This window comes from Pseudomonas abieticivorans (genome assembly GCF_023509015.1).
GTDB lineage: Bacteria > Pseudomonadota > Gammaproteobacteria > Pseudomonadales > Pseudomonadaceae > Aquipseudomonas > Aquipseudomonas abieticivorans.
In genome coordinates this window covers 2,340,706-2,363,865 of sequence record NZ_CP094975.1, presented here as the reverse complement: position 1 = coordinate 2,363,865, position 23,160 = coordinate 2,340,706, and the positions used below count along the sequence as shown (strand labels likewise).

Genomic DNA, 23,160 nt, shown 5'->3' with positions numbered 1-23,160 from the left:
CGCTTAGCGCAAAGCCAGCAGGGCCTGGCCGCGAATGACTGCGGTCATGACCTGCGCCGGTGCCGTGCCGCCAATGTGGTCGCGGGCATTGACCGAGCCTTCCAGGGTCAGCACTGCAAATACGTCCTGCTCGATCTGGTCGCTGAACTGGCGCAGTTCTTCCAGGCTCATTTCCGCCAGGTCCTTGCCGCTTTCAACGCCATATTTCACGGCATGGCCGACGATTTCGTGGCAGTCGCGAAACGGTAGGCCGCGGCGTACCAAGTAGTCGGCCAGGTCCGTGGCGGTGGAGAAGCCACGCAGGGCCGCTTCACGCATGATCGCGTGCTTGGGCTTGATGGCCGGGATCATGTCGGCAAAGGCTCGCAGCGAGTCGCGCAGGGTGTCGGCGGCGTCGAACAACGGTTCTTTGTCTTCCTGGTTGTCCTTGTTGTAGGCCAGCGGCTGGCCTTTCATCAGGGTCAGCAGGCCCATCAGCGCGCCGAACACACGACCGCTCTTGCCGCGCACCAATTCGGGTACGTCGGGGTTCTTTTTTTGCGGCATGATCGAGCTGCCAGTGCAGAAGCGATCCGGCAGGTCGATGAACTGGAACTGCGCGCTGGTCCACAGCACCAGCTCTTCGGAGAAGCGCGACAGGTGCATCATCGCAATGCTGGCCGCGGCACAGAATTCGATAGCGAAGTCACGGTCCGATACGCCGTCCAGCGAGTTGCCGCCCACGGCCTCGAAGCCCAGCAGTTCGCAGGTCAGTTCGCGATCGATCGGGTAGGTGGTGCCGGCCAGTGCGGCGCTGCCCAGTGGCATGCGGTTGGCACGCTTGCGGCAGTCCACCAGGCGCTCGTAGTCGCGGCTGAGCATTTCGAACCAGGCCAGCAGGTGGTGGCCGAACGTCACCGGTTGTGCGGTTTGCAAATGGGTGAAGCCGGGCATGATGGTCGCCGACTCACGCTCGGCCTGCTCCAGCAGGCCCTTTTGCAGGCGGGTGATCTCGCCCAGGATCAGGTCGATCTCATCACGCAGCCACAGGCGGATGTCGGTGGCGACCTGGTCGTTGCGGCTGCGGCCGGTGTGCAGCTTCTTGCCGGTGATACCGATGCGATCGGTCAGGCGGGCTTCGATGTTCATGTGAACGTCTTCCAGGTCCACGCGCCACTCGAACGTACCGGCCTGGATTTCGCTTTCGATGGTTTTCAGGCCCGCGACAATCGTGTCACGTTCTGCGTCTGTCAGTACGCCGACCTTGGCCAACATGGTAGCGTGGGCAATCGAGCCCATGATGTCGTGACGGTAGAGGCGCTGGTCGAAGTTGACGGATGCGGTGAAGCGGGCGACGAAGGCGTCGACGGGTTCACTGAAGCGGCCGCCCCAGGACTGGTTGGTCTTGTCAGTACTCATGAATACGCTCGTTGAAGGCGTGAACGGGAAATTGGCCGCAATAATAACAGGGAGTCAATCCGGCCGGGGCATCGAGTGCCCGGCGGAATTCCACAATGCGCATCGACTGGTTTGGACGGCCCCGTAAGGCGGCGCCGGTAACAGAATTCTTTATCCCTGAATTGTGCGAAGCGCAGGCACTGTTCGTGCTCGTGGTATTGGCCGAACTCCTGGTTATGGTGTTGGTGCTGTCAGAGCCGATGAATCCCGGTTTCAATTGGATGCGGCTGGCCCTGACCTCGTTGTTCGTGCAGTGGATCGTGCTGCTCTCGGCGGCCTTGCTGTGTGCATTGCGCCCGGCGTTGGCGCGCTTGGACGCCGGCCTGGCAGGGGCGCTGAGTTGCCTGATCGTGGTCTTGCTGACCCTCGCCGGTACCGCCGTTACCGATTACTACCAACTCGGCGGCACCGCGCCCGCCAGCGGCGAGGTAAACCGGTACCTGCGCCACGGCCTGATCGGCTTGATCATGTCGGCGCTGTTATTGCGCTACTTTTACTTGCAGAGCCAGTGGCGCAAGCAGCAACAGGCCGAACTGGGCGCGCGGCTCGAGGCATTGCAGGCACGCATCCGTCCGCACTTCCTGTTCAACAGCCTAAACAGTATCGCGAGCCTGGTGGTGATCGACCCGCTCAAGGCCGAGCAGGCGGTGCTGGACCTTTCCGATCTGTTCCGGGCCAGCCTGGGCAAGCCGGGAAGCGTGGTGCGCTGGAGTGATGAGCTGGCGCTTGCGAAAGGATATTTGCGGATTGAGCAATATCGGCTCGGCGAGCGTCTACAGTTGGACTGGAGGATCAACACAATTCCCGATGACTTGCCGATTCCACAGCTAACCTTACAACCACTGCTGGAAAATGCGCTGATACATGGCGTTGCCCCGCGCATCGAAGGTGGGGTGGTCAGCGTCGAAGCCGACTATATAGGGGGAGAGTTCATATTGTGCATCAGCAATCCCTACGACGAAGCCTATGTGCAGCGGGCTTCGGGCGGTACTCATCAGGCACTGTCAAATATTGGTGCCCGACTTGCGGCACTTTTTGGCCCTCGCGCGAGTCTTAGCGTGGATCGCCGTGACGGTCGTCACTTCACCTGTCTACGCTATCCTTGTGCGAGACTCACGCAGGAATCCAGCGCAATATGAATGTCCTGATCGTTGATGACGAACCCCTCGCCCGCGAACGCTTGAGCCGACTGGTCAGCGATCTCGAGGGCTATAGCGTGCTGGAGCCCAGCGCCACCAATGGCGAAGAGGCCCTGGCACTGATCGACAGCCTGAAGCCGGATGTGGTCCTGCTGGACATACGCATGCCTGGCCTGGACGGCCTGCAGGTGGCCGCCAAACTGTGTGAGCGCGAAGCGCCGCCTGCCGTGGTGTTTTGCACGGCGCACGACGAGTTTGCCCTGGAGGCTTTCCAAGTCAGTGCCGTGGGTTACCTGGTCAAGCCGGTGCGCCCCGAAAGCCTGCTTGAGGCCTTGAAGAAAGCCGAGCGGCCCAATCGCGTGCAGCTCGCCGCGTTGACACGCCCGGCGGCCGAGACCGGCAGCGGGCCACGCACCCATATCAGCGCGCGAACGCGCAAGGGGATCGAGTTGATCCCGCTGGACCAAGTCATCTATTTCATTGCCGACCACAAGTACGTGACCTTGCGCCATGAAGGCGGCGAGGTGTTGCTCGATGAACCCCTGAAGGCGCTTGAGGACGAGTTCGGTGACCGCTTCGTGCGCATCCATCGCAACGCGCTGGTGGCCCGCGAGCGCATCGAGCGATTGCAGCGAACGCCCCTGGGGCATTTCCAGTTGTTCCTCAAGGGGCTCAATGGTGATGCACTGATCGTCAGCCGCCGGCATGTGGCCGGCGTGCGCAAGATGATGCAGCAGCTTTGAACCATCGTCGATGAGCCCGCATCCATCGCGGGGCTCATCGGCGAATGGTCACCCGGCCCGATGCTGGTATCATCCCCGAATCTATTCAGTTCGGATTGATCCATGTCCACTCGCGAAATCCGCATTGCCACCCGTAAAAGCGCCTTGGCCCTGTGGCAGGCCGAGTACGTCAAGGCTCGCCTGGAACAAGCGCACCAAGGCCTGCGGGTAACCCTGGTACCCATGGTCAGCCGTGGCGACAAGCTGCTCGACTCGCCGTTGTCGAAAATCGGCGGCAAGGGCCTGTTCGTCAAGGAGCTGGAAACCGCGCTGTTGGAAAACCAGGCCGACATCGCCGTGCATTCCATGAAAGACGTGCCCATGGACTTCCCGCAAGGCCTGGGCCTGTATTGCATTTGCGAGCGCGAAGACCCCCGCGACGCCTTCGTTTCAAACACTTACAAAAGTCTTGAGGCGCTGCCGCCAGGCAGTATCGTCGGCACGTCCAGCCTGCGTCGGCAAACCCAATTGCTCAATCGCCGGCCGGACCTGCAAATCAATTTCCTGCGTGGCAACGTCAACACTCGCCTGGCCAAGCTCGATGCCGGCGAGTACGACGCGATTATCCTGGCGGCCGCCGGCTTGATCCGCCTGGGCTTCGAAGATCGCATCAGCGATAGCATCAGTGTCGAAGACAGCCTGCCCGCAGGGGGCCAGGGTGCCGTGGGTATCGAGTGCCGCAGTGCCGACAGCGAGATCCATGCGCTGCTGGCCCCTCTTCATCATCACGACACCGCCGTGCGGGTAACGGCCGAGCGCGCCCTGAACAAGCACCTCAATGGTGGCTGCCAAGTGCCGATCGCCTGTTACGCCGTGCTGGAAGGCGACCAATTGTGGTTGCGTGGGCTGGTGGGCGATGCGGCCGGGTCATTGTTGCTTAGCGCGCAGGCAAGGGCGCCTCAGGCCGATGCGACAGCACTGGGCATCAAGGTTGCCGAAGACCTGCTGGCCCAAGGCGCCGACGAAATCCTCAAGGCCGTCTACGGTGAGGCCGGCCACCCGTGACGGGTTGGCGCCTGCTGCTGACCCGGCCTGCCGAGGAATCGGCAGCGCTGGCGTTGCAGTTGGCCGCTGCCGGTGTACACGGCAGTTGCCTGCCGTTGCTGGCAATCGAGCCGCTTGCAGAAGACGCCGCCATGCGTACGCTGGCGTTGCAGCTGGATCGTTACTGCGCGGTGATTGTGGTGAGCAAGCCTGCCGCGCGGTTGGGCGTTGAGCTTATAGCCCGGCACTGGCCACAGCTGCCTGCCCTGCATTGGTTCAGCGTGGGCGCGGCGACGGCGGCGATCCTCGAGCAGTACGGGCTGCGCGTGCACGTCCCGGCAGAGGGCGACGACAGCGAGGCGCTGCTGGACCTCGCCTGGCTGAACGTGGCCCTGCAAGTGCCCAACCCGCAGGTGTTGATCCTGCGCGGCGAAGGCGGGCGCGAGCTGTTGGCCGAGCGTTTGCGCGAGCGCGGTGCTAGTGTCGATTACCTGCAGCTGTACCGCCGCCGATTGCCGGAATATCCTCCACACAGCCTGCTTGAACGTATTGTGTCGGAACGCTTGAACGGGCTGGTGGTCAGCAGTGGGCAGGGTTTTGAACATTTACGGCTGTTGGCCGGCGAGGCCTGGCCACAGTTGGCAGGCCTGCCGTTGTTTGTTCCTAGCCTGCGCGTTGCCGAATTGGCCCAGGCCGCCGGTGCGCGGGCTATAGTGGATTGTCGCGGTGCCAGCGCCGCGGCGTTGATGGCGGCGTTGCAGGCTCACCCTGCCGCCGCCTTCCAGGGCGTCACCCATACCCGGTAAAAATCGGTAGAAACGCCTCAATGCAAAGGATGGATACGTGAGCGAAACAGTCTTGCCCAAAGATGATTTTCAGCCGGTGCTCGATGAGCCCACTCCAACCGTGGCGCCGGCATCGGCCAAAAGCGCCAAGGGCCTTGCTGTGGTTGCCTTGTTGCTTGGCGCGGTCGGTATCGCCGTTGGCGGCTGGGGTGTCTGGCAGGTGCGGCACCTGCAGGCCGGTCATCAGCAGCAGAGCAGCCAGCTTGAGTCCTTGAGCGCCCAGGCCCAGACACTGCAGCAGAACGAACAGCAACTGAGCAGCGAGCTGGGTAAATTGCCGCCTGCGCAAGAGCTCGAAGACCGCCGCCGCTTGGTGGCGCAACTGCAAGGTGATCAGCAACGGCTGAGCCAGCGTCTGGAAACTGTGCTGGGGGCCAGCCGCAAAGACTGGCGGCTGGCCGAGGCCGAACACTTGCTGCGCCTGGCCAGTTTGCGTCTATCTGCCTTGCAGGACATTGGTAGCGCCCGTGAATTGGTGCAGGGCGCCGACGAGATCCTGCGTGAGCAGAACGACCCCGGTGCCTTTGCCGCCCGTGAGCAATTGGCCAAGAGCACGGCTGCGCTCAACAGTGTCGAGCAGCCGGACCGCACCGGGCTGTTCCTGCAGTTGTCTGCACTGCGTGACCAGACCGTGGGCCTGACGGCGCTGGCGCCGGAATTCCAGGCCGGCAGCGTGCCGGTCGACGCCCAGGCCGACCCGGACAGCCATTGGCGCCAGTGGTGGGCGAAAATCTCCAGTTTTTTCCGTATCGACTTCAATCCGGATGACAACATCCGGCCGTTGTTGGCAGGTCAAAGCTTGAACCAGGTACGCCTGGCCCTGAGCCTGGCCCTGGAGCAGGCCCAGTGGGCCGCGCTCAATGGCGAAGCCAAGGTGTACGCCCAGGCGCTGGATGAGGCGCGCGGGGTGCTGCTGGCAGGCTTCAATCAGGACAACACTCAAAGCCGGGCAATGCTTGAACGCTTGGGTGAACTGAAGAAGCAACCGGTGTCGGTGGTAACGCCTGACTTGGCTGCCAGCCTGGGCGCCGTGCAAGCCTACCTGGAACGCCGTCACTTGCCTGCCGATGAAGGTGCGGGCCAGCCTGCCAAGCAGGAGCCAACCCAATGAAGCGAGCGTATGTCATTGTGTTCGTGGCGATTGCCCTGGCAGTCATTCTGGGCCTGGGGGTCGCCAAGCATCCAGGCTACGTACTGATCGACTACCCGCATGTGTTCCGTTACGAGTCGGGCCTGTGGTCGTCGCTGGCAGGCTTGTTTGCCGTGCTGCTGCTGGTGTTCCTGGCCTGGGTGTTGTTGAGCCTGGTCACCACCTCCAGCGGTGTGGTCAACCCCTGGTCCGGTCGCAACCGTAACCGCCGCGTGCAATTGGCGATCGAACAGGGCCAGATGGACCTCGCCGAGGGCCGCTGGGCCAGCGCCCAGAAACATTTGCATCGCGCCGCCGAAGCCGAGCGCCTGCCGTTGCTGTATTACCTGGGTGCCGCGCGCGCGGCCAACGAGCTGGGCCGCTACGAAGAAAGCGACAGTTTGCTGGAGCGCGCCCTGGAGCGTCAGCCCCAAGCCGAGTTGGCCATCGCCCTGAGCCACGCACAGTTACAGGTAGACCGTGGCGATACCGACGGCGCGCATGACACGCTCATTGCCATGCATGAGCGCCACCCCAACAACGTTCAAGTGTTGCGCCAATTGCAGCGCTTGCATCAGCAGCGCGGCGACTGGCCGGCGTTGATCCGCCTGTTGCCGGATTTGCGCAAGGCCAAAGTAGTGTCCGCTACCGAACTGGCCGAGCTGGAGCATCGCGCGTGGGGTGAAAACTTAAACCTGGCGTCCAACCGTGATGCCGGTGAGAGCGGCCTGGCTGCGCTGAATACTGCCTGGCAACAGTTGAGTTCCGGGCAGCGCCAGGAGCCGGTGCTGGTACTGGCATACGCCGAACAGTTGCGTCAGCTGGGTGCCGAGGCGCAAGCCGAAGAGGTGTTGCGCCAGGCGATCAAGCGCGGCTATGACAGCCACCTTGCGCGTCTATACGGGCTGGTGCGTGGCAGCGATCCGGCGCGCCAGTTGCAAACTGCCGAGGGTTGGCTCAAACAGCACCCTGATGATTCCAGTCTACTGCTGACCCTTGGGCGCTTGAGCCTGCAAAACAGCTTGTGGGGCAAGGCCAGGGATTACCTGGAAAGCAGCTTGAAAGTGCAGCGCAACCCCGAAGCGTGCGCTGAACTGGCCCGCCTGCTGGCCCAGTTGGGTGATACCGGGCGCAGCAATCAGCTGTTCCAGGAAGGCCTGGGCTTGCTCGATGAGCGCCTGCTGGCTTCGCCATTGCCCGAGGCCGCCAGGGCCTGATGGCACTTGTTGTCGGCACCCTTTTGCATGGGGGTGCCGACAATCGCCCCTTTAAATACGATTCCCCCTACAGGAAGCGCTTCCAAGTCTGGCGGCTGGCGCCTTGAAGCCGCTGCGGCATTTCCTCTACCGTTGGGTCCTGTCCTTTCTGTTGCAGGATTATCCATGTTATCGGCCCGCTCGCGTCAATTGTTCGTACTGGGATTTGTCGCCTGCACTGCCGCATTGGCAGTGGCAATTTATCTGGAAGCAGAGACGGGCCTGGTGCCGTGTTCGCTTTCGCTGGTGCAGCGTTTCTTCATGGGGTTGATGGCGCTGAGTTGCCTGGCGTCGGTCATCCACTGCCCAGGCCGCAAGGGCATGCTGGCGTATGCGGGCGGCAACCTGCTGTTCAGCATGTTAGGCGGCCTGGCCGCAACGCGGCATGTCTGGATGCAGGAACACGCCGACCAACCCCAGATCGTTTGCCAGCCCGGCTTTGACTATTTGCTCCAGGCTTTGCCGCTCAAGGATGTATTGACGACTCTGGCCATGGGCACCCCGGAATGCGCCCGCGTCAATTGGACGCTGCTGGACATGAGCCTGGCCGAGTGGAGCCTTTTCGCCTTCGTCGGGATGTTGGTGCTGTCGCTGTGGACGCTGCTGCAAAGCGCCCGCTAAGGCCGGCAGGGAGCTGAGGCGGGGTTGATGCATAGCTTGCGAAGTGCTTTGTTTACGGGGGTAGTAGCCCTGCGGTGGATTAAACACTTGTATGAACTTTATCCTCTGGGTACCTTGAAGCGATCCGCGCACGGGCATAATCTCCCTGCACGCACTACAGAAATCAGACTGCTTTGGTGCCGCTAGTCACGTACGGGCCTGACCCTCAATTTCGCGGGTAAGACCTCCAGCGGCACGACCCACAAGGGAAGAAATCACCATGCTGGAAAGTTGTCAGAATGCTCAGGAACGCTGGGGTGGGGTTCACCTGCTGATTGATCGCTGGTTGCAAGAGCGTCAAGAATTGGTGCGTGCCTTTGACGTTCTAGGTGAAACACCGGAGGCCCTGGCAGGCGATCGCAAGAAGCTGCGGGAATTCTGCGGGGTGTTGGTCGACTACGTTAGCGCCGGGCATTTCGAGGTCTACGAACAGTTGATCGCCGAAGCCAAAGCTTTCAAGGACGAGCAAGGCCTGGAGTTGGCCGATACGATTTTCCCTCGCATCGAGGCCATTACTCAGTCCGCCCTGGATTTCAATGATCACTGCGACAAGGGTGATTGTTCGTGCTCGGAAACCTTGGCCGGCAAGCTCAAGGATCTAGGCTCCAGCCTTCACGAGCGGTTTGAACTTGAAGACTGCCTGATCGAAGTGCTGCACAACGCGCACAAAGAGGAAGGCGTCGTAGCCTGAATTTCCGTGTTGCAGTTGCCGAAGGTGCGTCGCCTTTCCAGTGGCGTGCGGCCTTCGGTACCTACTACAGACTTCAGTTCTTCACTCCCACCAATTCAATCTCGAACGTCAGCGGTGTATAAGGCGCGATCAAATCCCCCGCCCCATCCGCGCCGTAGGCTTGAGCCGATGGAATCACCACCCGCCATTTCGACCCGGTCGGCATTTGCCGCAGCACCGTGCGCCAGCCGCTGATTACGCTGCCCAGGCGAAACCACTGCGGTTGCGAGCTCTGGTCGAACACGGTGCCGTCAGGCAAGTGGCCTACATAATTGACCTGCACTTGATCCGTGGCCTTGGGTTTTTCGCCTTGGCCTGCAGAAATTTCCGTGACGAGAATGCCGTCGGCCAACTCGCGAACGCCAGGTTTGGTTTTCTCTTGGGCGAGGTAGTCGCGTTCTGCGCTCAAGGCTTTTTCGCTGGTGGAGGCCTCGTTGTTTTGCGCTTCATGCTCGCTAAGCACTTGCGCTATGCGTGCGTCATCCAGGGCTAACGGCTTGTTCTGGTAAGCCTGCTGCAACCCTTCTACTAGAGCCTTTAACTCAAGGTCGGGTACCTGTTCGCGCAGGCGCTCACCCAAGCTTGCACCCAGGCTATAGGCATAATCGTGAGCACTGGCAGGGGCTGTTTTTTCCGCATGGGCCAAGGGCGCAAAGAAGCAAAACGACAACAACAGGCGACGCAACATGAGTGCTCTCTCCGTGTTCAGAAGACCGCGATTATGCCAGCACCCGCACCCTCTGCGAGCCCTGTGTGGCGGGGTGTTGCTAGCAGACTTTGCAAGCGCTTCTACACTTGTTTCGCACGGCCCAGAAAACAACTTTGCCCAGGCATGCAACGCGGCGTACTCGATACTGTCAACATGCCCTAGCGGCACTAACTGCAGAGGTCTAGTATGAGCCGCAATATCATCAGCCAGGAGGTAACCCATGTCGGCTAACAAGAAGCCTGTAAATACTCCGTTGCATTTGCTCCAACAGCTATCGAGCAGCCTGCTCGAGCATTTGGAAAGCGCCTGTTCCCAGGCCCTGGCTGATGCTGAGAAACTACTCGCCAAGTTGGAGAAGCAGCGCGTCAAGGCTCAGGAAAAACTGCACAAGTCGCGTACCAAACTTCAGGATGCTGCCACTGCCGGTAAAGCCAAGGCACAAGCCAAGGCCAAGACCGTGGGTACGGAACTGGAGGAGTTGCTTGATGCATTGAAAGCACGCCAAACCGAAACTCGCGCCTACATCGTGCAACTCAAGCGCGACGCGCAAGAAAGTTTGAAATTGGCCCAAGGTGTCGGTCGTGTGCATGAAGCTGCCGGCAAGGCGCTGACGACACGAGCTGCCAAACCTGCCGCTGCCGCCCCGGCCAAAAAAGCCGCGGCCAAACCCGCTGCCGCCAAGCCAGCTGTTGCCAAGCCTGCCGCCAAGGCACCGGTGAAAAAAGCCGCTTCCGCGCCAGCTGCCAAGCCTGCGGCTAAAGCGTCGGCAACCAAGGCCGCTGCCCCTAAAGCCGCCGCCAGCAAAGCCGCGGCCAAACCTGCCGCCACCAAGGCGGTCGCTGCCAAAGCCCCAGCCAAACCTGTCGCCAGCAAGGTCGCGGCAAAACCCGCAGCCAAGCCAGCAGCTAAACCCGCAGCTAAGCCAGCCGCCAAGGCACCTGCCAGCAGCGCTGCAAAACCTGCAATGGCTAAGCCTGCAGCCAAGCCCGCCGCAAAACCTGTGGCAGCCAAAACCGCAGCCGCCAAACCGGCAGCGGCCAAGCCTGCAGCCAAGCCTGCAGCCAAACCTGCAGCCAAACCTGCAGCAGCGGCCAAGCCCGCAACCGCCAAGGCGCCAGCCAAGCCAGCCGTAGCCAAACCTGCGGCCGCCAAGCCTGCAGCCAAGCCGGCCAGCAAGCCAGCTGCACGCCCTGCCGCTAAAAAACCTGCAACACCGGCCGCCAAGGCACCGGCTACTGCTACCGGCACACCTGCCGCTGCACCGGCTGCCCCAGCGCCAACCGCAGCAACGCCGTCGCCTGCTCCGGCTGCCGCTCCGGCCGCCAGCAACAGCGCCGTCAGCGCTTCCTAAGCGGACGTACTCGCGGCGTGCAGCCTTTGCAGCGCGCCGCGATTTTCCCTCGCCGAGGAGGGCACCACGCCTTCCAGCCACAGTGTCATGTCATCGGCACCCACGGCTGCCCATTCCTGGGCCAGGTTTTCGATACGGGTCAGCAACTGACGTTCGGCTTCCAGCTCCAGCGTCTTGATTTGCTCGCGCATCACTTCCAATTCCCGGTCAAGTTTGGCCGCGTTCGTCCAGTCCTGGCGCAATTTGCGCAAGGGCCGAATCACTTCGTCATGCCAAGGCCAGGCCAGCGTACGTAGCTGCGCAAGGCGCTCGGGAGTGCAGGCGACCCCCAGGTGGCCCAGCCACGCAGCCCCCAGCATCAGGCACACGTTCGCGCCGTCGGCCTGCAGTTCCAGGCAAGCCTGCTCGATGCCCAGGCGGGCATAAAGGTCCAGGGAAAAGCTCCATAGGTCAGAGTGCATAGTCCTTCTCGCGCCAGTTGTCGCCGAAGCTGGTAGACTCCGCCGCCATTATGATTCGACTTCAAAACCTTACTTTACAGCGTGGCCCGCAACGTCTGCTAGAAGACGCCGAGCTGACGCTGCACGCCGGCCAGAAAGCCGGTCTGATCGGTGCCAATGGCGCCGGCAAATCCACGCTGTTCGCCCTGTTGCGCGGTGAGCTCACGCCTGACTCCGGTGATTGCCTGCTGCCGGCGGACTGGCGTATCGCTCACATGCGCCAAGAGGTCGATACGCTCGAGAGGATAGCCGTAGATTACGTCCTTGACGGTGATTTACGCCTGCGCGAGGTCCAGCAGCAACTGGCTGCGGCCGAAGCGGCCCATGACGGGGCCGCCCAGGCACGGCTGCACGCCGAGCTAGACAGCGCCGATGGCTATACCGCCGACGCTCGGGCGCGCAAGCTGCTGGCTGGCCTTGGCTTCAGCAACGAGCAGATGGACCGTCAGGTTGGCGACTTTTCCGGTGGCTGGCGGATGCGCCTGAACCTGGCGCAGGCGCTGATGTGCCCCTCCGACCTGCTTTTGCTCGACGAACCCACCAACCACTTGGACCTCGATGCGATCCTGTGGCTGGAAGACTGGCTCAAGGGTTATCAGGGCACGATGATGCTGATCTCCCACGACCGGGACTTCCTCGACGCCGTGGTGGACCACATCGCCCACGTCGAGCAGCAGAAGCTGACCCTTTACCGCGGCGGCTACTCGGCCTTCGAGCGTGCTCGGGCCGAACGCCTTGCGCAACAGCAGCAGGCCTACGACAAGCAGCAAGCCCAGCGCGCGCACATGGAAAAGTACATTGCGCGCTTCAAGGCCCAGGCCACCAAGGCCCGCCAGGCCCAAAGCCGCATCAAAGCGCTGGAACGGATGGAGGAGCTGTCGGCGGCCCACGTCGATTCGCCGTTCGACTTCGTCTTCCGCGAGTCGCAAAAAATCTCCAGCCCGCTATTGGATTTGTCTGACGCACGCCTGGGTTATGGCGAAACGACCATCCTGGAGAAGGTCAAGTTGCAACTGACCCCGGGCGCGCGGATCGGCCTGCTGGGCCCTAACGGCGCGGGCAAGTCGACGCTGATCAAGAACCTCGCCGGCGAGCTGTCGCCCCTGGGCGGGCGCCTGGTGCGTGGGGAGAACACGGTGGTGGGCTACTTCGCCCAGCACCAGTTGGACTCCCTGGACAGCAAGGCCAGCCCCTTGCTGCACCTGCAACGCCTGGCGCCTACCGAGCGCGAGCAGGTGCTGCGCGATTTCCTCGGCGGTTTCGACTTCCGGGGTGCACGGATCGATGAGCCGGTGCTGAATTTCTCCGGTGGCGAGAAGGCCCGGCTGGCGCTGGCGCTGATCGCCTGGGAGCGGCCCAACCTGTTGCTGCTCGACGAACCGACCAACCACCTGGACCTCGAGATGCGCCTGGCCTTGACCATGGCCCTGCAGGAGTTCAGTGGTGCGGTACTGGTGGTGTCCCACGATCGCCATCTGCTCAAAAGCACCACCGACGACTTTTTGCTGGTTGCTGACGGCAAGGTGCAGGAATTCGACGGCGACCTGGACGACTACGCCCGCTGGCTGGTCGACTATCGCTTGCGCAATGCCCCGGCGAGCAACACCCCGGTCAACCCGGACAAAACCGACAAGAAAGCCCAGCGCCAACAGGCGGCAGCCCTGCGTCAGCAACTGGCGCCGCACAAGCGCCAGGCCGACAAGCTGGAAGCCGAACTTGGCAAAGTGCATGAGCAGTTGGCCAAGGTCGAGGCCGCCCTGGGCGACAGCGCGATCTACGAGGCTGCCCGCAAGGACGACCTGCGTGATCAGCTCGCTCAGCAAGCCAAGCTGAAGGTGCGCGAGGCCGAGCTGGAAGAAGCCTGGATGGAAGCCCTGGAACTGCTGGAAAGCATGCAGGCGGAGCTGGAGGCACTGTCTTGATGGGCGTTGCAGTAGCACGGCGCCCACTGACGACGGCAAAAATAATCGTGGTGCTTTTTCCTCGCACGATTTAGTTTGAAAGACTGAATTGAAACGAGGTGTGTCATGGCGCTAGAAACATGGCTGGCATTCTTTGCCGCTTGCTGGGTCATCAGTCTTTCACCAGGCGCCGGGGCCATCGCCTCGATGTCCTGCGGCCTGCAGTATGGCTTCTGGCGTGGCTATTGGAACGCCCTTGGCTTGCAACTCGGTCTGATCCTGCAGATCGCGATCATTGCCGCGGGGGTGGGCGCAGTGCTGGCAGCTTCGGCCACGGCATTCACGTTCATCAAGTGGTTTGGCGTGGTGTACCTGGTGTACCTGGCCATCAGGCAATGGCGTGCGCTGCCCATGGACATGAGCGATGACGCCGCCGTGCGGCCTATCGGCAAACCATTGGCCTTGGTGTTCCGTGGCTTTCTGGTTAACGTCAGCAACCCCAAGGCGCTGGTATTCATGCTGGCCGTGCTGCCGCAGTTCATCGACCCCCACGCTCCGCTGCTAGGCCAGTACCTGACGATTTGCGCGACCATGGTATGCGTCGACTTGCTGGTGATGGCCGGCTACACAGGGCTTGCCGCGCGGGTGCTGCGCTTGCTGCGTACCCCCAAGCAACAGCGGCGCATGAACCGCACCTTCGCCGGGTTGTTCATTGGCGCGGCGGCGTTCCTCGCGACGCTGCGTCGAGCGCCCCTTTAGCCGGCAACTACCACACGATCGGCTGCCCATCCCAGGCCCAGAAGGTGCCGCTGTGGGCCGGGCCCAGGCGGCCCACCAACTCGATGATCTGCCCTGCGGCAAAGGCCGGCTCGAACAATTGCTCGGTCGGCACGTTCGCCTGGAACGGCCGTGACAGCTCGGTATCGGTAGTCCCCGGGTGTAGCGAAAGCACCGTGGCTGCTGGGTTCAGCCGTTTCAGCTCGATGCTTGCGGTGTGCAGCAGCTGGTTGAGCGCAGCCTTGCTGGCCCGGTAGCTGTACCAGCCCCCCAAGCGGTTGTCGCCAATGGAACCGACCCGCGCCGATAGCGCGGCAAAGCTGGCCGGTTGTTGCCCGCGTAGCAGCGGCAACAAATGCTTGAGCAGCAGGATCGGGGCAAAGGTGTTTGTCGCGAAGCTGGCCTGCAAGCTGGCCAGGTCCAGTTGCGCCAGGCCCTTCTCCGCGCGCGCGCCCTCCTGATGCAAGATGCCCAACGTGCAAACAACTAGGTGCAGGTGGCCGCAGGTAGCGCTGACCGTTTTGAATAGCGTCCCCAGTGCCGCTTCGTCGCGAGCATCGCACTCGATGATGTGCAGGCGCCCGCCATGCTGCGCCTGGAGCGCTGCAAGCCCCTCAGACGCGTTGGCCTGACGAGAGACAGCCCAAAGCTGGTTCACGTCGTCACGGCCCAGCAGGGCCTCGCACAGGGCCAGGCCGATGCCTTGGCTGGCTCCGCACACCAATACGTCGGCAGGGCTTTGCAACTGCGCTATCAGGCTCATCGATGCACCTCGTGGAAGGGGGCGGTGAGGGTATGATAGGTGGCTATTGGAAACGTTCAGACGAGGAAGCCCTTGATGCGCGTGTGGATCGATGCCGACGCCTGCCCCAAGGCGGCCAAGGACCAAGTGGTCAAGTTCGCCTTGAAACGTCAGTTCGAGGTGGTGCTGGTGGCCGGGCAGCCACAGATCAAGCCGGCATTCAGTTGCGTGAAGTTGATTGTGGTGCCCAGCGGCCCGGATGCGGCCGATGATTACCTGGTGGAGCATGCCGTACCTGGTGAGCTGGTGATCTGCAGTGACATCCCGCTGGCCGACCGGCTAGTGAAGAAGGGCGTTAGTGCCCTGGACCCGCGCGGCCGCGAGTTTGATGAAAAAAACATGGGTGAACGCCTGGCGGTGCGTAACCTGTTCACCGACCTGCGCGAGCAAGGGCAGGTGGGCGGTGGGCCGCCGGGGTACGGCGACAAAGACAAGCAGGCGTTCGCCAATAGCCTGGATCGGATTCTGACGCGACTTGCACGGGGCGCTCTTCGCGGATAAATCCTGGCGTTGTTTTAGGATTTATCCGCGGGCCAGCCGCCTATTCCTGAGTCAACTCAATGACCCGATCCACTAGCTTATTAATCCCCGCAGCTGCCTCGCCAATGGTCTTGGCGCTCATGTAGGCCGGGGTACTGACCAGCTTGCGCGCGGTGTCTTCGACGATCTCGCTCACGGCGCACACTTCATGGGTGCCGCCCATCTTGTCGATCGCCTTGGCCGTGTCGGCATCGGTACCGATGGTGCAGGTAACGCCTGGGCCGTAGATTTTTGCCGCCAAGGCCGGTGAAATACAAATCAGCCCCACGGGCTTGCCCGCTTCGGCAAAAGCTTCCGCCAGTTCAAGCAACTGCGGGTTGACCGTGCAGTTGGCGCCTTTGACGGCAAAGTCGGAGAGATTCTTGGCCGCGCCAAAGCCGCCGGGCACGATCAGCGCATCGAATTCATCGACATTGGCTTCGCTTAACGCTTTGACCTCGCCGCGGGCTATGCGCGCCGACTCCACCAACACGTTTCGCGATTCGGGCATTTCTGCGCCGGTGAGGTGGTTGATCACGTGCATCTGAGCGATGTCGGGGGCGAAGCATTGCACCTGGGCGCCACGCTGATCCAGGCGCAACAAGGTGATCACGCTTTCCTGGATCTCTGCGCCGTCGTACACGCCGCAGCCGGAAAGTATTACTGCGATTTTTTTGGTCATGCGTGGTTCTCCCGGTTCATGGCGTTAATGTCCCCTAGTTTGGCACTCGTTGCCAGTACGGTTTTACCGTGCAGGGGCCTAATCTTGGAAGACGAAACTTTTGGTGGCCCCCATGGATTTCATCCTCTTCGCCGTCCCTTTTTTTTTCGTGCTCATCGCCGTCGAGTTGCTGGCCGACCGCTGGCGTGGGCTGCGTACCTATCGCCTGGCCGACGCGATCAACAGCCTCAGTGCCGGGGTGTTATCCACCACCACGGGTTTGTTGACCAAAAGCGTTGGGCTGCTGACCTATGCCTTTGCCCTTGAGCACATCAGCCTCTTCAGGCTGGCGGGTGATCAAGCTTGGGTTTGGGTGCTGGCGTTCGTGCTGTATGACTTTTGCTATTACTGGCTGCATCGCCTGGGGCATGAGCGCAACGTACTGTGGGCGGCGCATTCGGTGCACCATCAGAGCGAGGAGTACAACCTGTCCACGGCGCTGCGCCAGACCAGCACGGGCTTCATTTTCAGCTGGATCTTCTACCTGCCGCTGGCGCTGCTGGGGGTGCCGTTGCTGGTGTTCGTCAGTGTCGCGGCACTGAACTTGCTGTATCAGTTCTGGGTGCATACCCGCCATGTACCCAAACTGGGTTGGTACGAGTGGATATTCGTGACGCCGTCCAACCATCGTGTCCACCATGCGCAGAATCCTCTCTACATGGATCGCAATTACGGCGGGGTGTTCATTGTTTGGGACCGTTTGTTCGGTACTTTTCAAGAGGAAGACGAGCGCACGCCAGTGATCTTCGGCGTCACCACGCCCCTGCGCAGTTGGAACCCGCTGTGGGCCAACCTGCAGTTTTATGCCCAACTGGCCGCTGACGCACGGCGCACCCGGCACTGGGCCGACAAGCTGCGCATCTGGTTCATGCCCACGGGTTGGCGGCCTGCGGATGTGGCCGAGCGCTACCCACTTACCAAGCCGGACCTGAGCCAGTTCACACCGTTCGAGATAGCACTGGGCTGGCGGCCGCAGGTGTACGTGACCCTGCAATTTGCCGTGTACGTGGCATTGGGCAGTTATTTGCTGGGGCACGGCGCGCAACTGCCGCTGCCCGCGCTGTGGCTGGGCTGGGGCATCATGGCTTTTGGTCTGTTCGTGCTGGGGGCGTTGCTGGAGGATCGGGCCTGGGCCTTGCGGGTGGAGGCGATGCGCCTGGCACTCAATGTGCCACTGCTGGCGCTGGCGCTGTCCTCGGCCCTGCTGCCGGCCAGCGCGTTGGCGTGGCCAGCCTTGGTGGTTTACACGGTGGTCAGCGCATTAGGGCTGTATTGCCTGTGCCGCCCACTGGGGCGGCTCACGGGTAGCGCCGGCTGATCAGTCGAGCTTGGCTTTTTCAGCCTTGTTGAAGCGCGCGGCCTTGATGCGCCGCCACAGCCACAGCACGCCGCCCAGCACCAGCAAGCCACCCAGCACCCACAGCTCGTACTTTTTGATGTTGCCGAGCATGCCTTCCAGGATCGCGCCGAACTTGTAAGCCGCCAGGGCCAGTACGATCGCCCACACGGCGGCGCCGATGCCGTTCAGCAGCAAGTAGCGCCTTGGCGGGTAACCGGACAGGCCAATGGCCACCGGCATCACCGTGCGCAGGCCGTAGACGAAGCGAAAGCTCAGCACCCAGATATCCGGGTGGCGCTGGATATGTTTCAGCGCACGGTCGCCCATCGCCTGCCAGCGAGGCTTGCGGGCGAGCAATTTGCGCCCATGCTTGCGCCCCATGAAGTACCAGAGCTGATCACCGGCGTAACTGCCGAAAAAGGCAACCACCATGACCAGGTTGATATCCATGTATCCGCGGAACGCAAGAAACCCGGCCAGAACCAAAATGGTCTCGCCTTCGAAAAACGTACCGAGAAAAAGGGCTAAGTAGCCGAAATCCTGCAGGAATTGTTGGAGCATTTTCTGGATGCTGGCGAAATGAACGCGCAGCCTAACCCGTCGTGAGCAAAGGTGAAAGTGTCGAAATGTGTCTCGACGTGAACATTGACTGGCAGGACAATATCTGCGGTCATCAGTCGCAGGGTTAACTCAAGCTGTCATGCAACCGTCATAATGGCCGCTTATAACTGTCGCGCCAGCCCGCCTGCGCGGGCTTCAGGAGTCTGCCGTGAGCTTTACCCCCGCTAACCGTCTGTTCCCTGCCACGCGCCTTCGCCGCAACCGTCGTGACGAATTCACCCGTCGTCTGGTCCGTGAAAATGTACTGACTATTGATGACCTGATTTTGCCGGTATTTGTACTGGACGGTGAAAATCGTCGTGAAAGCGTAGCGTCGATGCCGGGTGTGGAGCGCTTGAGCATCGATTTGCTATTGCAGGAAGCCGACGAGTGGGTAAGGTTGGGTATCCCGGCGCTGGCGTTGTTTCCAGTGACGCCGGTTGAGAAAAAGACCCTGGACGGCAGTGAAGCCTGGAATCCCGAAGGCATCGCGCAGCGCGCGACCCGCGCCCTGCGCGACCGCTTTCCAGAGCTTGGGGTGATCACCGATGTGGCCCTGGACCCCTTCACCACCCACGGCCAGGACGGCATCCTCGACGATGAGGGCTACGTGCAGAACGACGTCACCGTGGATGCTTTGGTGCGCCAGGCGCTGTCCCATGCCAAGGCCGGCGCCCAGGTTGTGGCGCCCTCCGACATGATGGACGGGCGTATCCAGGCCATTCGCGAGGCCCTGGAGCTGGCCGGCCACGTCAATGTGCGCATCATGGCCTACTCGGCCAAATACGCCAGCGCCTATTATGGCCCGTTCCGCGACGCGGTCGGCTCGGCGCTGAACCTGGGCAAGGCCGACAAGGCTTCGTACCAGATGGACCCGGCCAACAGCGACGAGGCCCTGCATGAAGTGGCTGCGGACCTGGCCGAGGGTGCCGACATGGTCATGGTCAAGCCGGGCATGCCGTACCTGGATATCCTTCACCGGGTCAAGAATGAATTCAAGGTACCGACCTTTGTCTATCAGGTCAGCGGTGAATACGCGATGCACATGGCCGCAATCCAGAATGGCTGGCTGAGTGAGGCCGTGATTCTCGAATCCCTCACCGCCTTCAAGCGCGCAGGTGCCGATGGCATCCTGACGTATTTCGCTATACGCGCAGCTCAACTGATGAAAGGGCACTAATGCCCTTCAGGAACGCTAGATGAACAACGAAGGACTTACCGAAACAGCCGTGAAGGAATCCCAGCCCGTGATCGAGCAAGTCATCGAGACGCCGCCGTCGGTCGAGCCCGCACCGGCTCCCGAGCCCGCCGTCGAAGCCGCCACCACCCCCGCCCCGGCGCTGGTGGTGCCAGGGTTGGATGACAGCAGCCTGTACATCCACCGCGAGCTGTCGCAGCTGCAGTTCAACATCCGCGTGCTGGAGCAGGCGCTGGATGAGTCGTACCCGTTGCTCGAGCGGCTGAAATTCCTGCTGATCTTTTCCAGCAACCTCGACGAATTTTTCGAGATTCGCGTGGCGGGCTTGAAGAAGCAGATCACCTTCGCCCGTGAACAGGCCGGTGCCGACGGCCTGCAGCCGCACCAGGCGCTGGCGCGCATCAGTGAGCTGGTGCACGGCCACGTCGATCGCCAGTACGCGATCCTCAACGACATCCTGTTGCCGGAGCTGGAAAAACACCAGGTTCGCTTCATCCGTCGCCGCCACTGGACCACCAAGATCAAAACCTGGGTGCGTCGCTATTTTCGCGACGAAATTGCCCCGATCATCACCCCGATCGGCCTGGACCCGACCCACCCGTTCCCGTTGCTGGTGAACAAGAGCCTGAACTTTATCGTCGAGCTTGAGGGCATCGACGCCTTCGGCCGCGATTCCGGCCTGGCAATTATCCCGGCACCGCGCCTGCTGCCACGGGTTATCCGGGTGCCGGAAGAAGTGGGCGGTACCGGCGACAACTACGTGTTCCTGTCGTCGATGATCCATGCCCATGCCGATGACCTGTTCCAAGGCATGAAGGTCAAGGGCTGCTACCAGTTCCGCCTGACCCGTAACGCCGACCTTGCCGTGGACACCGAAGACGTCGAGGACTTGGCCCGCGCCCTGCGCGGCGAGCTGTTTTCGCGTCGCTACGGCGATGCCGTACGCCTGGAAGTGGCCGATACCTGCCCCAAGCACCTGTCAGACTACCTGCTCAAGCAGTTCAGCCTGGCCGAGAGCGAGTTGTATCAGGTCAATGGCCCGGTCAACCTGACGCGCCTGTTCAGCATCACTGGCCTTGACAGCCACCCGGAGCTGCAATACCTGCCGTTCACGCCGCAGATCCCCAAGCTGTTGCAAAACAGCGAGAACATTTTCAGCGTGATCAGCAAGCAGGACATCCTGCTGTTGCACCCATTCGAATCGTTTACCCCGGTGGTCGACCTGCTGCGCCAAGCGGCGAAAGACCCCCACGTGCTGGCCGTGCGGCAAACGCTGTACCGCAGCGGCGCCAACTCCGAGATCGTCGACGCCCTGGTGGACGCGGCGCGCAACGGCAAGGAGGTCACTGCGGTGATCGAATTGCGCGCACGCTTCGATGAAGAGTCCAACCTGCAGATGGCCAGCCGCCTGCAAGCGGCCGGCGCGGTGGTGATCTACGGCGTGGTGGGCTTTAAAACCCACGCCAAGATGATGCTTATTTTACGCCGCGAAGCCGGTGAAATCGTGCGCTATGCCCACCTGGGTACTGGTAACTACCATGCGGCCAACGCCCGCCTGTACACCGACTACAGCTTGCTGACCTCGGACGATGCGTTGTGTGAAGACGTGGGCAAGCTGTTCAGCCAGTTGATCGGCATGGGCAAGACCCTGCGCATGAAGAAGCTGCTGCATGCGCCGTTTACCCTGAAGAAGGGCATGCTCGACATGATCCTGCGCGAGACGCAGTTTGCCCTGGACGGCAAGCCCGCGCACATCATCGCCAAGTTCAACTCGCTGACCGACCCCAAAATCATTCGCGCGTTGTACAAGGCCAGCCAGTCGGGCGTGCGCATCGATCTGGTGGTGCGAGGCATGTGCTGCCTGCGGCCAGGCATCGCCGGCGTGTCGCATAATATCCACGTGCGCTCGATCATCGGCCGCTTCCTGGAGCACACCCGGGTGTTCTACTTCCTCAACGGTGGCGAAGAGCAGATGTTCCTGTCCAGCGCCGATTGGATGGAGCGCAATCTCGACAAGCGTGTCGAAACTTGCTTCCCGGTCGAGGGCAAGAAGTTGATCCTGCGGGTGAAAAAGGAGCTGGAAAGCTACCTGACCGACAACACCCACTCGTGGATCCTGCAGTCCGACGGCCGCTACGTGCGCAGCACGCCGACCGGCAACCAGAACCCACGCAGCGCTCAGGACATTCTGCTGGAACGCCTGAGCAACCCTATCCTCAGCGTGCGCTGAGGGTAACGCCGACCCGGCTCAGCCACTCGGCTTCAATGCCGAAGTCGGCCTGGGTCAGTTGGTTGTTTTCCAGCCAACCATCGGGGAACTCCACGTCCAGGCTGTTACCGTTGGCGTGCAGCTTCACTTGCGGCATTTCCTGGGTACCACGGATGTGGTGGAACAGGATCGCGAAGCGCAGCAGCACACACAGGCGGATCAGCTTGGTGCCTTCCTTGCCGAAGTCGGCAAACTTGTCCTTGGGGATGTTGCGGCGGTGGCCGCGCACCAGCAGGGCGAGCATTTGCTGGTCTTCGCGGGAAAACCCGGCCAGGTCGGAATGCTCGATCAGGTAGGCGCCGTGCTTGTGGTAGTGGTAATGGGCGATATCCAGCCCGATTTCGTGGACTTTTGCCGCCCAACCCAGTAGTTCGCGCCAGATCCCGTCTTCCAGGTCCCAGTCTGCAGCCACTTGGTCAAAGGCATGAAGCGCCTTGCGCTCGACGCGCAGCGCTTGTTCCTGGTCCACGTGATAGCGCTCCATCAACGAACTCAGGGTGCGTTCGCGCACGTCCTCGTGGTGGTGGCGGCCCAACAGGTCGTACAGCACGCCTTCACGCAGGGCGCCGTCGCAGTGCTCCATGCGTTGCAGTTCCAGGGCATCGAAAATCGCCTCCAGAATCGCCATGCCGGCCGGGAATATGGTGCGCCGGTCGGGCTTGATGCCCTCGAAGTCGATTTTGTCCACGTCACCCAGCTTGAACAGCTTGCGCTTTAGCCAGGCCAGGCCTTCGGCATTGACGTCGCCAGTGCCGTGGCCGCCAGCCTTCAGGGCCAAGCCAATGGCGCGGATGGTGCCAGAGGAGCCGATGGCCTCATCCCAGCTCAGCCGGTGCAAGGCGTTCTCGATGCTCATTATTTCCAGGCGCGCCGCCGTGTAGGCCTGGGCATAGCGAGCCGGCGTTATCTTGCCGTCGCGAAAGTAACGCTGGGTATAGCTCACGCAGCCCATCTGCAGGCTTTCGCGCAGCAGCGGTTCGAAACGCTGGCCAATGATGAATTCAGTACTGCCACCGCCGATATCGGCTACCAGGCGCTTGCCCGGGGTGTCGGCCAGGGTGTGCGATACGCCCAGGTAAATCAGGCGGGCTTCTTCTCGGCCAGAGATGACTTCTACCGGGTGCCCGAGGATTTCTTCGGCGCGGCGGATAAATTCACCGCGATTACGCGCTTCGCGCAAGGCGTTGGTGCCAACGATCCGCACGGCGCCCGGGGGCATGCCGATGATCAGTTGGGCGAAACGCTTGAGGCAATCGAGGCCGCGCTGCATCGATTCCTCGTTGAGCATGCGCTCTTCGTCGATCCCGGCCGCCAGCTGAACCTTTTCACCGAGGCGCTCGAGAATGCGGATCTCGGTATGGTGGGCTTTGGCCACGACCATATGGAAGCTGTTCGATCCCAGGTCGATGGCGGCGATCAGGGAAAGATTCTTGGCGGGAGATTGCGGCATGGTCAGGGGATCTCGGTCGATAACCTTGCCATCGTGCCACGATCTTTCACCGATGTGGAGGG

The 23,160-nt window shown here is 61.8% G+C and carries 22 protein-coding genes; 15 read left to right on the top strand and 7 right to left on the bottom strand.

The window, feature by feature from the left end:
* Positions 1-3: 3 nt before the first annotated feature.
* Positions 4-1,398 (bottom strand): argininosuccinate lyase, encoded by a 1,395-nt coding sequence (gene argH, locus L9B60_RS10580; protein ID WP_249678437.1) that lies wholly within the window; start codon positions 1,396-1,398, stop codon positions 4-6.
* A gap of 95 nt (positions 1,399-1,493) precedes the next feature.
* On the opposite strand from argH, the gene L9B60_RS10575 reads away from it, so the two are divergent.
* The 8 genes from L9B60_RS10575 (at position 1,494) to rsd (ending at position 8,923) form a co-directional block, all read left to right on the top strand.
* Positions 1,494-2,576: a sensor histidine kinase gene (locus L9B60_RS10575; protein WP_249678436.1), complete on the top strand. Its 1,083-nt coding sequence runs from the start codon at positions 1,494-1,496 to the stop codon at positions 2,574-2,576.
* Positions 2,573-3,319: a LytR/AlgR family response regulator transcription factor gene (locus L9B60_RS10570; protein ID WP_249678435.1), complete on the top strand. Its 747-nt coding sequence runs from the start codon at positions 2,573-2,575 to the stop codon at positions 3,317-3,319. The genes L9B60_RS10575 and L9B60_RS10570 overlap by 4 nt, the downstream gene beginning before the upstream one ends.
* 102 nt (positions 3,320-3,421) lie before the next feature.
* On the top strand, positions 3,422-4,363 hold the full coding sequence (hemC, locus tag L9B60_RS10565; protein WP_249678434.1) for a hydroxymethylbilane synthase: 942 nt from the start codon (positions 3,422-3,424) through the stop codon (positions 4,361-4,363).
* Positions 4,360-5,148: a uroporphyrinogen-III synthase gene (locus L9B60_RS10560; protein ID WP_249678433.1), complete on the top strand. Its 789-nt coding sequence runs from the start codon at positions 4,360-4,362 to the stop codon at positions 5,146-5,148. The genes hemC and L9B60_RS10560 overlap by 4 nt, the downstream gene beginning before the upstream one ends.
* A 37-nt stretch (positions 5,149-5,185) precedes the next feature.
* Positions 5,186-6,298: a uroporphyrinogen-III C-methyltransferase gene (locus L9B60_RS10555; RefSeq protein WP_249678432.1), complete on the top strand. Its 1,113-nt coding sequence runs from the start codon at positions 5,186-5,188 to the stop codon at positions 6,296-6,298.
* Positions 6,295-7,533, top strand: a complete 1,239-nt coding sequence (locus L9B60_RS10550) for a heme biosynthesis protein HemY (protein ID WP_249678431.1) — start codon at positions 6,295-6,297, stop codon at positions 7,531-7,533. Before L9B60_RS10555 ends, L9B60_RS10550 begins: the two co-directional genes overlap by 4 nt.
* A 165-nt stretch (positions 7,534-7,698) precedes the next feature.
* Positions 7,699-8,193: a disulfide bond formation protein B gene (locus L9B60_RS10545; protein WP_249678430.1), complete on the top strand. Its 495-nt coding sequence runs from the start codon at positions 7,699-7,701 to the stop codon at positions 8,191-8,193.
* A 259-nt stretch (positions 8,194-8,452) separates the two neighbouring features.
* Entirely contained in the window at positions 8,453-8,923 is a 471-nt protein-coding gene (gene rsd, locus L9B60_RS10540) for a sigma D regulator (RefSeq protein ID WP_249678429.1), read from the top strand.
* Between the two features lie 73 nt (positions 8,924-8,996).
* Here rsd and L9B60_RS10535 read toward each other — a convergent pair whose 3' ends face one another.
* Positions 8,997-9,650 (bottom strand): FKBP-type peptidyl-prolyl cis-trans isomerase, encoded by a 654-nt coding sequence (locus L9B60_RS10535; RefSeq protein WP_249678428.1) that lies wholly within the window; start codon positions 9,648-9,650, stop codon positions 8,997-8,999.
* A gap of 241 nt (positions 9,651-9,891) precedes the next feature.
* On the opposite strand from L9B60_RS10535, the gene L9B60_RS10530 reads away from it, so the two are divergent.
* A complete protein-coding gene (locus L9B60_RS10530) occupies positions 9,892-11,022 on the top strand; it encodes an AlgP family protein (protein ID WP_249678427.1) in 1,131 nt (376 codons plus the stop codon).
* Here the strand turns inward: L9B60_RS10530 and L9B60_RS10525 are convergent.
* Positions 11,019-11,483 (bottom strand): TIGR02444 family protein, encoded by a 465-nt coding sequence (locus L9B60_RS10525; RefSeq protein ID WP_249678426.1) that lies wholly within the window; start codon positions 11,481-11,483, stop codon positions 11,019-11,021. The two genes, L9B60_RS10530 and L9B60_RS10525, sit on opposite strands and share 4 nt — an antisense overlap.
* A 50-nt stretch (positions 11,484-11,533) precedes the next feature.
* On the opposite strand from L9B60_RS10525, the gene L9B60_RS10520 reads away from it, so the two are divergent.
* A complete protein-coding gene (locus tag L9B60_RS10520) occupies positions 11,534-13,444 on the top strand; it encodes an ATP-binding cassette domain-containing protein (protein WP_249678425.1) in 1,911 nt (636 codons plus the stop codon).
* A gap of 105 nt (positions 13,445-13,549) precedes the next feature.
* Complete coding sequence (locus tag L9B60_RS10515) at positions 13,550-14,182, top strand: LysE family transporter (protein ID WP_249678424.1); 633 nt, start codon at positions 13,550-13,552, stop codon at positions 14,180-14,182.
* 7 nt (positions 14,183-14,189) lie between these two features.
* Here L9B60_RS10515 and L9B60_RS10510 read toward each other — a convergent pair whose 3' ends face one another.
* Positions 14,190-14,963, bottom strand: coding sequence for an SDR family oxidoreductase (locus tag L9B60_RS10510; protein ID WP_249678423.1), 774 nt, complete (start codon positions 14,961-14,963; stop codon positions 14,190-14,192).
* A gap of 75 nt (positions 14,964-15,038) precedes the next feature.
* Between L9B60_RS10510 and L9B60_RS10505 the strand changes: the two genes are divergently transcribed.
* Positions 15,039-15,503: a YaiI/YqxD family protein gene (locus tag L9B60_RS10505; RefSeq protein WP_249678422.1), complete on the top strand. Its 465-nt coding sequence runs from the start codon at positions 15,039-15,041 to the stop codon at positions 15,501-15,503.
* 40 nt (positions 15,504-15,543) lie between these two features.
* Here the strand turns inward: L9B60_RS10505 and elbB are convergent, their stop codons facing one another.
* Entirely contained in the window at positions 15,544-16,203 is a 660-nt protein-coding gene (gene elbB, locus L9B60_RS10500; protein ID WP_249678421.1) for an isoprenoid biosynthesis glyoxalase ElbB, read from the bottom strand.
* Positions 16,204-16,315: 112 nt separating this feature from the next.
* Here elbB and L9B60_RS10495 point away from each other — a divergent pair, with 112 nt between their 5' ends.
* Positions 16,316-17,560, top strand: a complete 1,245-nt coding sequence (locus L9B60_RS10495) for a sterol desaturase family protein (protein WP_249678420.1) — start codon at positions 16,316-16,318, stop codon at positions 17,558-17,560.
* Here L9B60_RS10495 and L9B60_RS10490 read toward each other — a convergent pair whose 3' ends face one another.
* Positions 17,561-18,142, bottom strand: a complete 582-nt coding sequence (locus L9B60_RS10490; protein WP_249678419.1) for a DedA family protein — start codon at positions 18,140-18,142, stop codon at positions 17,561-17,563.
* A gap of 208 nt (positions 18,143-18,350) precedes the next feature.
* Here L9B60_RS10490 and hemB point away from each other — a divergent pair, with 208 nt between their 5' ends.
* Positions 18,351-19,361, top strand: a complete 1,011-nt coding sequence (gene hemB / locus L9B60_RS10485; RefSeq protein ID WP_249678418.1) for a porphobilinogen synthase — start codon at positions 18,351-18,353, stop codon at positions 19,359-19,361.
* A 19-nt stretch (positions 19,362-19,380) separates the two neighbouring features.
* A complete protein-coding gene (gene ppk1 / locus L9B60_RS10480; RefSeq protein WP_249678417.1) occupies positions 19,381-21,609 on the top strand; it encodes a polyphosphate kinase 1 in 2,229 nt (742 codons plus the stop codon).
* Here ppk1 and ppx read toward each other — a convergent pair.
* Entirely contained in the window at positions 21,596-23,098 is a 1,503-nt protein-coding gene (ppx, locus tag L9B60_RS10475) for an exopolyphosphatase (RefSeq protein ID WP_249678416.1), read from the bottom strand. The genes ppk1 and ppx overlap by 14 nt on opposite strands.
* Positions 23,099-23,160: the final 62 nt, after the last annotated feature.